The sequence below is a fragment of the Leifsonia virtsii genome (assembly GCF_030433675.1).
Lineage (GTDB): Bacteria > Actinomycetota > Actinomycetes > Actinomycetales > Microbacteriaceae > Leifsonia > Leifsonia virtsii.
Genome location: NZ_JAROCB010000001.1, coordinates 420,263 through 433,395, shown reverse-complemented (window position 1 = coordinate 433,395; position 13,133 = coordinate 420,263). Strand labels below are relative to the sequence as shown.

Here is a 13,133-nt window from a genome sequence, read left to right as displayed (position 1 = left end):
TTACTCGAGGTAGTCGCGCAGCGACTGCGAGCGGGACGGGTGGCGCAGCTTCGCCATCGTCTTCGACTCGATCTGGCGGATGCGCTCACGCGTCACGCCGAACGTGTCACCGATCTGGTCGAGCGTCTTCGGCATCCCGTCGCCGAGGCCGAAGCGCATGCGGATGACGCCCGCCTCGCGCTCCGACAGCGAGTCGAGCAGGCTCTCCAGCTGCTTCTGCAGCATGGTGAAGCCGACCGCGTCGGCCGGGACGACCGCCTCAGTGTCCTCGATCAGGTCGCCGAACTCGCTGTCCCCGTCCTCACCGAGAGGCGTGTGGAGCGAGATGGGCTCGCGACCGTACTTCTGCACCTCGATGACCTTCTCCGGGGTCATGTCGAGTTCCTTCGACAGCTCCTCGGGGGTGGGCTCGCGGCCCAGGTCCTGCAGCATCTGGCGCTGCACGCGGGCGAGCTTGTTGATGACCTCGACCATGTGCACCGGGATGCGGATGGTGCGCGCCTGGTCCGCCATCGCGCGGGTGATCGCCTGACGGATCCACCAGGTGGCGTACGTGGAGAACTTGAAGCCCTTCGTGTAGTCGAACTTCTCGACCGCACGGATGAGACCCAGGTTGCCCTCCTGGATGAGGTCAAGGAACTGCATGCCACGGCCGGTGTAGCGCTTGGCGAGGGACACCACGAGACGCAGGTTGGCGCCCAGCAGGTGGCTCTTGGCGCGCTGGCCGTCGCGGGCGACCCACTTCAGCTCGCGCTCGAGCTCCTTGCTGAGGTTCGGCGTGTTCGCGAGCTTGTCCTCGGCGAAGAGCCCCGCCTCGATGCGCATCGCGAGCTCGACCTCCTCCGCCGCGTTCAGCAGCGGGACCTTGCCGATCTGCTTCAGATAGTCCTTGACCGGGTCGGCGGTGGCGCCGGTGATCGTCGTCGAGTAGACGGGGATGTCGTCTTCCTCGTCGACGGCGCGCAGCACCAGGGCATCGGTCGGCAGCGGGAGGTCGCCGGCCGGGGCGGCCGCAGGCGCGGCGCTCCCCGTCTCGTCGCCCTCGGTCTCCTCCGACTCGCTGTCGGCGTCGCCCTCGGCGGCGGCCTCCGTGTCGGAGTCGCCCTCCGCGTCCGTCTCGTCGTCCTCGTCGATCTCGACCTCGGCGTCGTCGTCGAGGACCTCGTCGTCTTCGTCGTCCGCAGCCTTGCCCTTCGGGGCGGCCTGCTTCTTCGCAGCCGTCGACTTCGCGGCCGCTTTCTTGGGCGCCGCCTTCGTGCCCGCCTTCTTGGCTGCGGGCTTCGCCGTCTCCTCGCCCGCCGCCGCGGTCACGGTCTCGTCGACCTCGACCTCCGGCTCGCGGGTCTTCGTTGCTGCACGGGTTGCCATGTGAACACCTTTCATACCAAGCGGAGGGGCCGGGATCCTGACGGCCGGGCCTGGCTCAGGGTTTGCGTGCGGACACTACTAAGACCCATGTCAAGTCCTGGGGGTTTGCGCCGTGCATCGTCTAATGCTCCGGCCCCAGGAAATGAACGGGTCCAGACATCAATTATTGCACGTTCCCCGCGTTCCCCCGACCACGTCGTTACAGAGCCTCGCGCCCGCCGCGCCGCCTCCACGCTCCGACAAGTGCAACCCAGAGAGGGGCCACTTCTATTCCCTCGTCCTCGAGGAGATGACGGCGTGTCCGGCGGCGCGCGCGGACGAGGAAACCGACGCCGATCCCGACGATCACGTACTGGATGGCGAACGCCCAGCGGAAGTGGTCGAGCTGGTAGAGCTGGGCGTCGCCCTCCGCGCCGTGCGCCTGCAGGTCGAGGGAGACGCCGATCAGGAACATCATCACGAAGCTGGCGAGGAAGCCGCCGACGTTGACGATGCCGTTCGCCGACCCGAGGCTGTGCAGCGGGTTGAAGGTGCGCGCGAAGTCGAAGCCGATCAGCGAGCCGGGGCCGCCGATCCCGATGGCGGCGATGAGGACGACGATCGTCCACAGCGGCGGTTTCCCCGGCCACAGCAGCACCAGCGTCCACGCGGCCGCCATGAGCGCGACGATGCCGAGCACGAGGTTGCTCCGTCGCATCGGGAACCGGGCGGTGAGGATGCCGAGGATGGGACCGGACACGAGGCCGGCCCCGACCAGCACCGTCAGCAGCGCCGACGCCTCGGCCGGCTCGATCCCGATGGCGAACACGAGGAACGGGATGCCCCACATCAGGCTGAACACGGTGCCGGAGGACTGCGTCACGAAGTGCGACCAGAAGCCGAGCTGGGTGCCGGGCCGCGCCAGGCTGATCCGCAGTTGGCGCAGCGAGTCCGACCACGTCGCGGGCCTGGGCCCCTCGCTCGCACCGACCGGGCGGTCGGTGACGCCGAGCACGATGCCGATGAGCGCCACCACCGAGAGCGAGGCGGCGGAGAGGAACGCGACCGTCCAGCCGGAGAGGTGCAGCAGCAGGGCGAACGGAACGGCCGAGAGCACCTGGCCGAGTTGGCCGACGTTGCCGATCCACTGCGACAGCTGGGGCACGATACGACCGCGGAACCAGGAGTTCACCAGCCGCATCAGCGAGGTGAACACCGTCGCATCGCCCGCCCCCACGAGGATGCGGCCGACGATCGCGATCGCGATGCTCGGCGCGAGGGCGACGGCGACCTGGCCGACCACCATGAGGGCGGTGCCCACCAGCATCAGGACGCGGGACCCGATCCGGTCGATCAGCACGCCCACCGGCACCTGCATGCCCGCATACACGATGAGCTGCACGACGGCGAGGGTCGACAGCACCGACGCGGACACGTGGAAGCGCTCGGTCGCCGCGACGCCCGCGACACCCACGGTGGTGCGCTGCATCACGGCGATCAGGTAGGCGAAGACGCCGATCCCGTAGACGATCCAGGAGCGACGCGAATTCACCGAACGATCCTACGCCCGGCTATGCACCGGCCAGGAATCGGGTGTGCGCTCAGCGCGCGGTCAGCGCGCGGTCAGCGCTCGCCGCGCGGGTTGTCCTCGTCGCCGTGACGGCGGAAAGCCAGGAAGTTCTCGAGCTCCGCGGCGATCTCGTCGGCGCTCGGCAGCTCGCCGTCGCTGTCGGTCAGCGGCGAGCGCAGCTGCGTGTCCTCCATGTAGGAGTCGTGGCGCTCCTCCAAGGTGCCGACCAGCCGGCCGAGCTCCGGGTTGCCGGCGACCTGCTCGTCGATGTTGGCGACGAACTCCCTGTCCTCCTGGCGCAGCCGGTCGGTCGGGAAGATCAGCCCGGTCGACGCGCTGATGGAGTCGAGCGCGGCCACCGCGGCCGCCGGGTACTCCGTGTCGGCGAGGTAGTGCGGGATGAGCAGGATGAACCCCGCGATCGGGTACGACAGCTGCTGCAGCCGGTACTCCAGCAGGTGGAGGGCGTTCGCGGGCACCTGCGTGTGCGGCTTCCAGATCGACATGGAGTCGATCAGCTCCTGCCGGTTGCCGCTGACCGTGACCCCGATCGGGCGCGTGTGCGGCACCGGCATCGGGATGGAGTGCACCCACGTGATCGTGGACACCTTGAAGCGCTCGATCAGGCCGAGCACCGCCTCCGTGAAGGCCTCCCAGCGGAAGTCCGGCTCGAAGCCGGAGAGCAGCAGGAACGGCTGACGGAGCTCGTCGTACGCGAGGTAGAGCTTGAGCGTCGCAGGCTGGTAGTCGGTCAGGTGGTCCTGGTCGAAGTGGATGATGGGCCGGCGGGCGCGGTAGTCGAGCAGGATGTCGGCGTCGAAGGTGGCGACCACCTCGCTGTCGAGGGTGCCGAGCAGGTAGGTGCCGAGCTGGCTCACGCCGGAGCCCGCGTCGGCGAAACCGGTCAGTCCCGCGACCAGCGGCAGACCTTCCGGCACGTCGAGTGCCGGGTTGAGCTCGAACAGTTCGCCGGGGTCTCGCATAACTCAACTCTAGATCGGGCTCCCCCGCGCGTGCCCTGCTCAGGACCCCGCGCGGCCACGCCCACAGCGAACACGCGCGTTAGGGTCGGAGCATGACCGTTCCCTCGCTGACGCTGACCGACGCCCCCACCCCCGCCACTTCCGCCGACGTGCTCGTCGTCGCCGCCCGCGTGGCGCGCGACACCGTCGCCGTGCTCTCCGGCGAGCACCGCGAGGTGCTGGAGCAGCAGCTCCGGGAGGTCGGCTTCGGCGGCGGGCGGGACGAGCTGGTGCGGCTGCCCGGCCGTGGCGCCGGCGCGTCCCTCGCCGTCATCGGGCTCCCCGAGGGCGGGACGGACGCGCTCCGCTACGCCGCCGGCAGCGCCGTGCGCCAGCTGGCCGGCACGGCGGCGGTCGCCCTCGACCTGCCCGCCGGGGACGCGGCCGAGGTCGGCGCGGTACTGGAGGGTGCGGCGCTCGGCGCCTACGCGTTCACGGAGTACCGCGAGAAGAGCCGCGCCGCGGTCAAGGACCCGGTCGGGTCGATCGAGGTGCTGGGCTCCGCTCCCGACGCCGAGGCGCTCGTCGCCCGCGCGACCGCGGTCGCCGAGGCCGCCGCGCTGGTCAAGGACCTCGTGAACATGCCCCCGCTCGACCTCTACCCCGAGACCTTCGCGTCGCGGGCGCAGGACGCGGCGGCGGACCTGCCGGTCACCGTCGAGGTGTGGGATGAGGAGCGGCTCGCGGCCGACGGCTTCGGCGGCATCCTCGGCGTCGGCCAGGGCTCGACGCGCCCGCCGCGGCTGGTGAAGGTGTCGTACGCGCCCGCGGACGCCTCCCGCCACCTCTCCCTGGTGGGCAAGGGCATCACCTTCGACTCCGGCGGCCTGTCGCTCAAGCCCGCGACCGGCATGGTCGGGATGAAGTACGACATGACCGGCGCCGCCACCGTGCTCGCCGTGGCGCTCGCGGCCGCGCGGCTCGCCCTCCCGCTGCGGGTCACCGCCTGGCTGTGCCTGGCCGAGAACATGCCGTCGGGTTCGGCGATCCGACCCAACGACGTGCTGCGGATCCGCGGCGGGCGCACGGTCGAGGTGCTCAACACCGACGCGGAGGGGCGGCTCGTGCTCGCCGACGGCCTGGTGGCGGCGAGCGAGGAGCACCCGGACGCCATCGTCGACGTGGCGACCCTGACCGGCGCCGCCATGGTCGCGCTCGGCACGCGCTACGCGGCCGTCATGGGCTCCGACGACCTGGTGGACCAGGTGCTCGCCGCCGGGAAGGAGTCCGGCGAGCTGCTGTGGCCGATGCCGCTCCCGGGCGAGCTGCGCGCGACCATCAACTCCGACGTGGCCGACATCGCGAACGCCAACCCGGGCAACACCGCCGGCGGCGCGCTGCTGGCCGGGGTGTTCCTCCAGGAGTTCATCGGGCGCACCGGCGAGGAGGACGACGCGCCGCGCATCCCGTGGGCCCATCTGGACATCGCAGGCCCCGCCAAGAGCCCCGCGGCGCCCTACGGTTTCACCGGCAAGGGCCCGTCCGCCGTCAGCGTACGTGCGCTTCTGCGTCTGGCCGAGACCATTTCAGGGAAGTAGTAGGGTCGTATGGGCGGGAAATCCCGCCCATCAACACGTCACCCGGAGCCACCCCTCTGGGCGGCAAATCGTGTCACATGATCCTGATGCGCGAGGGAGTAGCTGGGTGTCTGAGCAGAACTTTGACATTGTGGTGCTCGGCGGTGGGAGTGGAGGCTACGCAGCGGCGCTGCGTGCGGCCGAGCTCGGTTTCACCGTCGGCATGATCGAGAAGGACAAGGTCGGCGGCACGTGCCTGCACCGCGGCTGCGTCCCGACGAAGGCGCTGCTCCACGCGGCCGAGATCGCCGACTACTCGCGGGAGTCGGCGAAGTACGGCATCGTCACCCAGCTCCAGGGCGTCGACATCAACGGCGTGACCGAGTACCGCACCGGCATCGTCGCGAAGAAGTACAAGGGTCTGCAGGGCCTGGTGAAGGCCCGCGGCATCACGGTCATCGAGGGCGAGGGCCGCCTGGTCTCCCCCACGACCGTGCAGGTCGGCGAGGACCGCATCGTCGGCAAGAACGTCATCCTGGCGACCGGCTCCTACTCGCGCTCGCTGCCGGGTCTGGAGATCGGCGGACGGGTCATCACCTCGGAGCAGGCGCTCGAGCTCGACTTCGTCCCGAAGAAGGTCGCCGTGCTCGGCGGCGGTGTCATCGGCGTCGAGTTCGCCAGCGTCTGGAAGTCGTTCGGCTCCGACGTCACCATCATCGAGGCGCTGCCGCACCTGGTCCCGAACGAGGACGAGTCGATCAGCAAGTCGCTGGAGCGCGCGTTCCGCCGCCGCGGCATCGACTACAGCCTGGGCGTCCGCTTCCAGGGCGTCACCCAGAACGAGAACGGCGTTGTCGTCACCCTCGAGAACGGCAACACCATCGAGGCCGACCTGCTGCTCGTGGCCGTCGGCCGCGGACCGCTCACCCAGGGCCTCGGCTTCGACGAGGTCGGCGTCACCATGGACCGCGGCTTCGTCATCACCGACGAGCGCCTGCACACCAACATCCCGGGCGTCTACGCCGTGGGCGACATCGTCCCCGGCCTGCAGCTCGCGCACCGCGGCTTCCAGCAGGGCATCTTCGTCGCGGAGGAGATCGCGGGCCTCAACCCGATCGTCGTCCCGGACGTCAACATCCCGAAGGTCACCTACTGCGACCCGGAGGTCGCCTCCATCGGCCTCACCGAGGCGAAGGCGGTCGAGAAGTACGGCGCCGACAGCGTCAGCAGCTACGACTACAGCCTGGCCGGCAACGCCCGAAGCGAGATCATCGGCACGAACGGCTCCGTGAAGGTCGTCCGCGTCAACGACGGCCCCGTGGTCGGCGTGCACATGATCGGCGCCCGCGTCGGCGAGCTGATCGGCGAGGCGCAGCTGGCCGTGAACTGGGAGGCGTACCCGGAGGACATCGCTCCGCTCATCCACGCGCACCCCACGCAGAACGAGTCGCTCGGCGAGGCCTTCCTTTACCTCGCGGGCAAGCCGCTGCACACCCTCTAGGACGTCGCAGGCGGGTCCGCCGCGCGCGGACCCGCCTGCAATAAGCTACTGAACGATCAGGTTTGAAGGAGAGAAGCTCATGAGCGAATCCGTCAGCCTCCCGGCACTCGGCGAGAGTGTCACGGAAGGCACGGTCACCCGCTGGCTGAAGAACGTTGGCGACCGTGTCGAGGTGGACGAGCCCCTGCTCGAAGTCTCGACCGACAAGGTCGACACCGAGATCCCGTCGCCGGTCGCCGGCGTCATCGAGGCGATCCTGGTGCAGGAGGACGAGACCGTCGAGGTGGGCACCGCGCTCGTGACGATCGGCGACGGCTCGGGTGCCGGCGCCGAGGCGCCCGCCGAGGCTGCGCCGGCCGAGGCCGCGCCCGCCGAGGCCGCTGCTCCCGCACCGGAGGCGCCCGCCCCCGCGCAGGAGGCACCGGCCGCTCCGGCGCAGGAGGCCCCGCAGGCCGCCCCCGCTCAGGAGTCCGCGCCCGCCGCCCCGGCCGAGCAGGCCGCTCCCGCGCCGGCTGCCGCCGCTCCGGCCGCTCCGGCACAGCAGGCGCCCGCCGCTCCGGCTGAGGCCGCTCCTGCTCAGGCCGCCCCTGCTCCGCAGGCTGCCGCCGCGCCTGCTCCGCAGGCTGCCGCTCCGCAGGCCGCTGCCCCGGCGGCGCCCGCTGCTGCGGCCGCCGCACCCGCCTCATCGGGCGGCGCCCACGCCGGCAACGCCGGCTACGTGACGCCGATCGTGCGCAAGCTCGCGAACGAGCAGGGCGTCGACCTCTCCACCGTGACGGGCACCGGCGTCGGCGGACGCATCCGCAAGGAGGACATCCTTTCGGCCGCCGCCCCTGCCGCCGCTGCGTCGGCTCCCGCCGCCGCGGCCCCGGCCCCGGAGGTCTCGCCGCTGCGTGGCACCACGCAGCCGATGTCGCGCCTCCGCAAGGTCGTCGCCGAGCGCGCCGTCGTCTCGATGCAGTCGACCGCGCAGCTCACCAGCGTCGTCGAGGTGGACGTGACCAAGGTCGCCGCCCTCCGCGACCGCGTGAAGGGCGACTTCCTGAGCAAGACCGGTGTGAAGCTCTCCTTCCTGCCGTTCTTCGCGCTGGCCGCCGCCGAGGCGCTGAAGACCTACCCGGTCATCAACGCGACCGTCGACGGTGACAGCATCGTCTACCCGGACCACGAGAACATCTCGATCGCCGTCGACACCGAGCGCGGGCTGCTCACCCCGGTGGTGCGCAACGCCTCCGAGCTCGACATCGCCGCCCTGGCGAAGGAGATCGGCGACCTCGCCGAGCGCACCCGCGACAACCGGCTCAAGCCGGACGAGCTCGCGGGCGGCACGTTCACGCTGACCAACACCGGTTCGCGCGGCGCGCTGTTCGACACCCCGCTCGTGTTCCTCCCGCAGGTCGCGATCCTCGGCACCGGCATCGTCACCAAGAAGCCGGTCGTCGTCTCGGCCGACGGCAGCGACTCGATCGCCATCCGCTCGACCGTGTACCTCGCCCTCTCGTACGACCACCGGATCGTGGACGGCGCCGACGCGGCCCGCTTCCTCGTCGCGGTCAAGAACCGTCTCGAGGGCGGCAACTTCGAGGGCAACCTCGGGATCTGATCGCCTCACGGGAACACCGCCCGTAACCGCCAGCCGGCCTCGCTCCTCACCAGTAGGAGCGAGGCCGGTCGGCTTTTCGGCGTGCGCGCCGCATCGGGGACGACCGCCACCAGCGCCGCATCGCCCCAGCGCTCCACCAGGGAGAGCTGAGCTCCCGCGTAGTCGCGTTCGTCTGCCGCCCCCGCTCCGCCGAGCGCTGCAGCCTCGTCCCCCTGCAGAGCGGCTCCGGCTTCGAGCACATCGTCGAGGCAGGCGGGGGCGGCCGATGTCGCGGAGAAGCAGGCATGCCGCGCGTCCAGCAGAGTGACCGCCGCATCCACCGGGTCATCGCTGTCGCCGCGAGGCTTCTCGCCCTCAGGTGAAGCGCCCGCGCCGGCTCCTCCATCGCCCGCTTCCGCCGCGAGGGATGCCGCCCCGGAGCCGGCGACCGGGGTTCCCGTCGCACCCGACCGTCCCCAGGCCGCGGTCGATCGGCCGACCGATGGTGTACTCGCCGCGGTCGAGCGGCTCACCGCCGCGCTCGGCGCCGGGGTTCCCGGAACCAGCGCGACGACTGCCAGCCCGACGATCACGGGCACAGCGGCGACCAGAGCCAGGGCAGGCCGCCTGCGCAGGGCGGCGAGCAGTCGCGTCCCCACTCGCTGAAGGGGACGGTCGTCGAACAGCTCGACCACCGAGGCAAGGCGCGGAGCACGTCCCCGATCGTCCCCGCTCGGATGAGCCCTCGCCACAGCGCGAGCGGAATCGCCGGCATCGACGGCTCCCGGCGCGTTCACCGAGACCCCGACGGACGGCACCTCCCCCTCGACCGCCGAACGCACCGCGACCGGACGCGCGACCGCCGCCACCGCCTCCTCCACCGCGGACCACCGCCCGCTGCGGAGTGCACCCTCCACGGCCGCCAGGAGGCGCATGCCGGTGCCGTCGACCACGCGTAGGCACAGGGAGCGAGCGAACGCGTGGAACGCTTCCGCGTCCGCGACGGCGGCCTCGGGATGCAGCGGCACGACACCGTCGAGGAGGCCGAGGGACGGGCAGCCGTCGGCGGTGAACTCCACACCCTCCGGCGAGAGGGTCGGCGCGGCCCAGCCCGCCGCGTGCAGGGCGGCGATCCCCCGCGCAACGCCGAGCAGCACCGTCGCGGCCTCACCGCCCGACACACCCGAGCGACGCGCGATCAGCTCCGCCAGAGTGCCGCCGGGAGCGTCGGCCAGGAGGACGGCATCCATTTCACGTCCGCGGACCTGGCGTCGGCCGACCTCCTGCACGAGCCCGACGACGTGCTCGCTCGCGGCTCGCCTCCGCGCCGCGAGCTCGCGGTCGGCGGACGGCCCTGCCTCTCCAGCCCGCCGCTCGCGCACTCGCAGCCGCGCCCGTCGGTGCAGCGCGGCGCCCGTCACCGGCAGGGACACTCCCCCGCCCGGGTCGTCCGTCGGCGGCCCCGCCGCGTCCCAACCCTCGGCGCGGGCCAGTGCCGTCGCGATGCGGTGGAGCTCTGCACGGTCGGCAGGACGGGAGGGGGAGGAGCCGGTGATCGGTGTCATGCCTCCATCCCAGTAGGCACGGGCGCGCCGAGGGCCCGTCTCCGCGGATCTGTGGACAAGTCACGCTGTCGTCGGGCTGTGCGCACCTTCCCGAAGCCCGACGTAGACTGACCGGGTGACCACGTATGACGTCACGGGGCTAAGCGCCAACTCCGTGCCGTATCTCGAGGCCCTTCAGCAGCAGCGTGCCGTGCACGCCGCCGTCGTCGCAGGCCAGGCGCCCGATACCGTCATCCTCCTCGAGCACGAGTCGGTGTACACCGCCGGCAAGCGCACCTCCCCGGACGAACGCCCGGACGACGGCACGCCCGTCGTCGACGTCGACCGCGGGGGCAAGATCACCTGGCACGGGCCGGGGCAGCTCGTGGGGTACCCGATCGTCCGTCTCCACGAACCCGTCGATGTCGTCGGCTACGTCCGTGCGCTCGAGCGCGTCCTCATCGACGTGCTCGCCCGCCTCGGCGTGACCGGCGTGCAGATCGAGGGCCGGTCCGGCGTCTGGATGCGCCCGGAGCACAACCCGGGAGCACAGCAGGACGAGAAGATCGCCGCCATCGGCATCCGCGTCGCCGAGGGCGTCACCATGCACGGCTTCGCGCTCAACTGCTCCAACGACCTCGCCGCCTACGACCGGATCGTCGCCTGCGGCATCCGCGACGCCGGAGTCACCACGATCTCCCGCGTCCTGGGCCGAACCGTCACGCCGCAGGAGGTCGCGCCGCTCGTCATGGACGCCTTCGACCTCGAGTTCACGGCGGCGGAGGCCGTCGCGTGAGCGCCCTACCCGAGGGGCGCCGGATGCTGCGCCTCGAGGTCCGCAACGCCCAGACGCCGATCGAGCGCAAGCCCGAGTGGATCAAGACCAAGGCGAAGATGGGCCCGGAGTACCGGCAGCTGCAGACCCTGGTGAAGACCGAGGAGCTGCACACCGTCTGCCAGGAGGCCGGCTGCCCGAACATCTACGAGTGCTGGGAGGACCGGGAGGCGACCTTCCTCATCGGCGGCTCCCAGTGCACCCGCCGCTGCGACTTCTGCCAGATCGACACCGGCAAGCCTGCCGACTTCGACCGGGACGAGCCGCGGCGCGTCGCCGAGTCCGTGCAGCGGATGGGCCTGCGCTACGCCACGGTGACCGGTGTCGCGCGCGACGACCTGGAGGACGAGGGGTCGTGGCTGTACGCCGAGACGATCCGCGAGATCCACCGCCAGTCCCCCGGCACCGGGGTCGAGATCCTGGTGCCCGACTTCTCCGGCAACCCGGAGTACCTGGGCGAGGTCTTCTCTGCGCAGCCGGAGGTGTTCGCGCACAACGTCGAGACCGTTCCGCGCATCTTCAAGCGCATCCGGCCGGCGTTCCGGTACGAGCGCTCGCTCGACGTGCTGACCCAGGGTCGCGCGGCAGGTCTGATCACGAAGTCGAACCTGATCCTCGGGATGGGCGAGGAGCGCCAGGAGGTCAGCGCCGCCCTGCGCGACCTGCACGACGCGGGCACCGACATCCTGACCATCACGCAGTACCTGCGGCCGAGCCCGCGGCACCTGCCGGTGGCCCGATGGGTGCACCCCGACGAGTTCGTGGAGCTCAAGCAGGAGGCGGAGGAGGTCGGCTTCCTCGGCGTGCTCGCCGGTCCGCTCGTGCGGTCCTCGTACCGCGCGGGGCGGCTCTGGGCGCAGTCGATGCAGGCGAAGGGACGGCCGGTGCCGGACGAGCTGCGGCACCTCGCCGACGCGTCGCTCGGGTTCGCGCAGGCGGTCTCCTGACAGCACTCTCCCAGCGGCGAACAGGTCATCTGGAGGACCCGCGAGCCGGTATCCTTGGAGCTATGGCAAAGGACAAGTCCACCAAGGAGCCCGGCCGTCTGAAGCAGATGTGGCAGGTCTTCCAGATGACCCGCCGGTACGACGACCGCGCGCTGCTGTACATCGTCCTCGGTGCTGTCCTTCCCATCGTCGCCGGCGTGCTGCTCGCGATCTTCCTGTCCGGCGGCAACGTCTTCACGATGGTGCTGTGGATCGTCGCGGGCGTGCTCGCGGGCGTCCTGATCGGCCTGATCATCCTGGGTCGTCGTGCCGAGCGCGCGGCGTACTCCCAGATCGAGGGCCAGCCCGGTGCCGTCGGCGCCGTGCTGCGCTCGTCGCTCAAGCGCAGCTGGCGCGGCTCCGAGATGCCGGTGGCGGTCAACGGCAAGACGCAGGACGCGGTGTACCGCGCGACCGGCCGCGGCGGCGTCGTGCTGATCAGCGAGGGCCCGGCGACGCGCACCAAGCGCATGGTGGACGAGGAGCGCCGCAAGGTGAACCGCGTGCTGCCGAACGTCCCCGTCACGATCATCACGGTCGGGCCGGATGCCGACTCGGTGCCGCTGCACAAGGTCCCGCGCACGCTCGCCAAGATCAAGCCGACCCTCACCAAGGCCGAGGTCATCGCGATCAGCAACCGTCTCCAGTCGATGGAGAACCAGATGCCGATCCCGAAGGGCATCGACCCGATGAAGGTGCGCGCCCAGCGCGCCCGCTGACCCGCGCCGCGCCGTCAGGCGCGGATGAGGACCGTGCCGGCGATCTTGTCGTGGAAGCCGCGCTGGTCGGAGTCCCAGACAAGCGCGGGGATCACGATGCACAGCAGCAGCGTCCGGACGATCGGACGCCAGACACCGACCCAGCCCCCACGGACCGCGACCACGCGCATCCCGACGATCCGGTGCCCGATGCTGCCGCCGATGGTCGGGATGAAGAGGATCTGCAGCACGGCGAAGATCGCGATCGTCGCCCAGCTGTCGTAGCGGAAGAACGCGAACGACAGGAACGACGCGATCGCCCAGTCGATGACGATCGCCCCGATCCGCCGCCCGACCCGCCCGATCGAGCGCGGCCCGGACTCGGGGAGGCCGAGGCGCTCGCCCGGGTAGCGGCTGGGGGCGATGTCGCCGGGGCGGTTCGACGGGTTCTGGGGCACCAGCCGAGTCTACCGAGGGCCACTCGCGGCCACCTGGACGCCCCATCCCCGTCGGGGGTACGCGTAACATGCC

General features: G+C 71.1%; 11 protein-coding genes. 6 read left to right on the top strand and 5 right to left on the bottom strand.

Annotation, left to right across the window (positions count from 1 at the left end):
* From P5G59_RS02105 to P5G59_RS02095, 3 genes are all read right to left on the bottom strand, one after another.
* Entirely contained in the window at positions 1 to 1,368 is a 1,368-nt protein-coding gene (locus P5G59_RS02105) for an RNA polymerase sigma factor (protein WP_301215526.1), read from the bottom strand.
* A 199-nt stretch (positions 1,369 to 1,567) separates the two neighbouring features.
* On the bottom strand, positions 1,568 to 2,899 hold the full coding sequence (locus P5G59_RS02100) for an MFS transporter (RefSeq protein WP_301215525.1): 1,332 nt from the start codon (positions 2,897 to 2,899) through the stop codon (positions 1,568 to 1,570).
* A gap of 71 nt (positions 2,900 to 2,970) precedes the next feature.
* Positions 2,971 to 3,900, bottom strand: coding sequence for a proteasome assembly chaperone family protein (locus P5G59_RS02095; RefSeq protein ID WP_301215524.1), 930 nt, complete (start codon positions 3,898 to 3,900; stop codon positions 2,971 to 2,973).
* A 92-nt stretch (positions 3,901 to 3,992) separates the two neighbouring features.
* Between P5G59_RS02095 and P5G59_RS02090 the strand changes: the two genes are divergently transcribed.
* The 3 genes from P5G59_RS02090 (at position 3,993) to sucB (ending at position 8,560) form a co-directional block, all read left to right on the top strand.
* Entirely contained in the window at positions 3,993 to 5,477 is a 1,485-nt protein-coding gene (locus P5G59_RS02090) for a leucyl aminopeptidase (RefSeq protein ID WP_301215522.1), read from the top strand.
* 106 nt (positions 5,478 to 5,583) lie between these two features.
* Positions 5,584 to 6,957, top strand: coding sequence for a dihydrolipoyl dehydrogenase (gene lpdA, locus P5G59_RS02085; RefSeq protein WP_175336328.1), 1,374 nt, complete (start codon positions 5,584 to 5,586; stop codon positions 6,955 to 6,957).
* A 79-nt stretch (positions 6,958 to 7,036) separates the two neighbouring features.
* The gene (sucB, locus tag P5G59_RS02080) at positions 7,037 to 8,560 is read left to right on the top strand and encodes a 2-oxoglutarate dehydrogenase, E2 component, dihydrolipoamide succinyltransferase (RefSeq protein ID WP_301215519.1); all 1,524 of its coding nucleotides are present in this window, start codon (positions 7,037 to 7,039) and stop codon (positions 8,558 to 8,560) included.
* A gap of 5 nt (positions 8,561 to 8,565) precedes the next feature.
* Here the strand turns inward: sucB and P5G59_RS02075 are convergent, their stop codons facing one another.
* Positions 8,566 to 10,104, bottom strand: coding sequence for a hypothetical protein (locus P5G59_RS02075; RefSeq protein ID WP_301215516.1), 1,539 nt, complete (start codon positions 10,102 to 10,104; stop codon positions 8,566 to 8,568).
* Positions 10,105 to 10,219: 115 nt separating this feature from the next.
* Between P5G59_RS02075 and lipB the strand changes: the two genes are divergently transcribed.
* From lipB to P5G59_RS02060, 3 genes are all read left to right on the top strand, one after another.
* A complete protein-coding gene (lipB, locus tag P5G59_RS02070; protein WP_301215514.1) occupies positions 10,220 to 10,879 on the top strand; it encodes a lipoyl(octanoyl) transferase LipB in 660 nt (219 codons plus the stop codon).
* Positions 10,876 to 11,865: a lipoyl synthase gene (gene lipA, locus P5G59_RS02065; protein WP_301215512.1), complete on the top strand. Its 990-nt coding sequence runs from the start codon at positions 10,876 to 10,878 to the stop codon at positions 11,863 to 11,865. Before lipB ends, lipA begins: the two co-directional genes overlap by 4 nt.
* A gap of 62 nt (positions 11,866 to 11,927) precedes the next feature.
* Positions 11,928 to 12,623, top strand: a complete 696-nt coding sequence (locus tag P5G59_RS02060) for a DUF4191 domain-containing protein (protein WP_301215510.1) — start codon at positions 11,928 to 11,930, stop codon at positions 12,621 to 12,623.
* 14 nt (positions 12,624 to 12,637) lie between these two features.
* On the opposite strand, the gene P5G59_RS02055 is transcribed toward P5G59_RS02060, so the two are convergent.
* Positions 12,638 to 13,060, bottom strand: a complete 423-nt coding sequence (locus tag P5G59_RS02055) for an RDD family protein (protein ID WP_175336334.1) — start codon at positions 13,058 to 13,060, stop codon at positions 12,638 to 12,640.
* Positions 13,061 to 13,133: the final 73 nt, after the last annotated feature.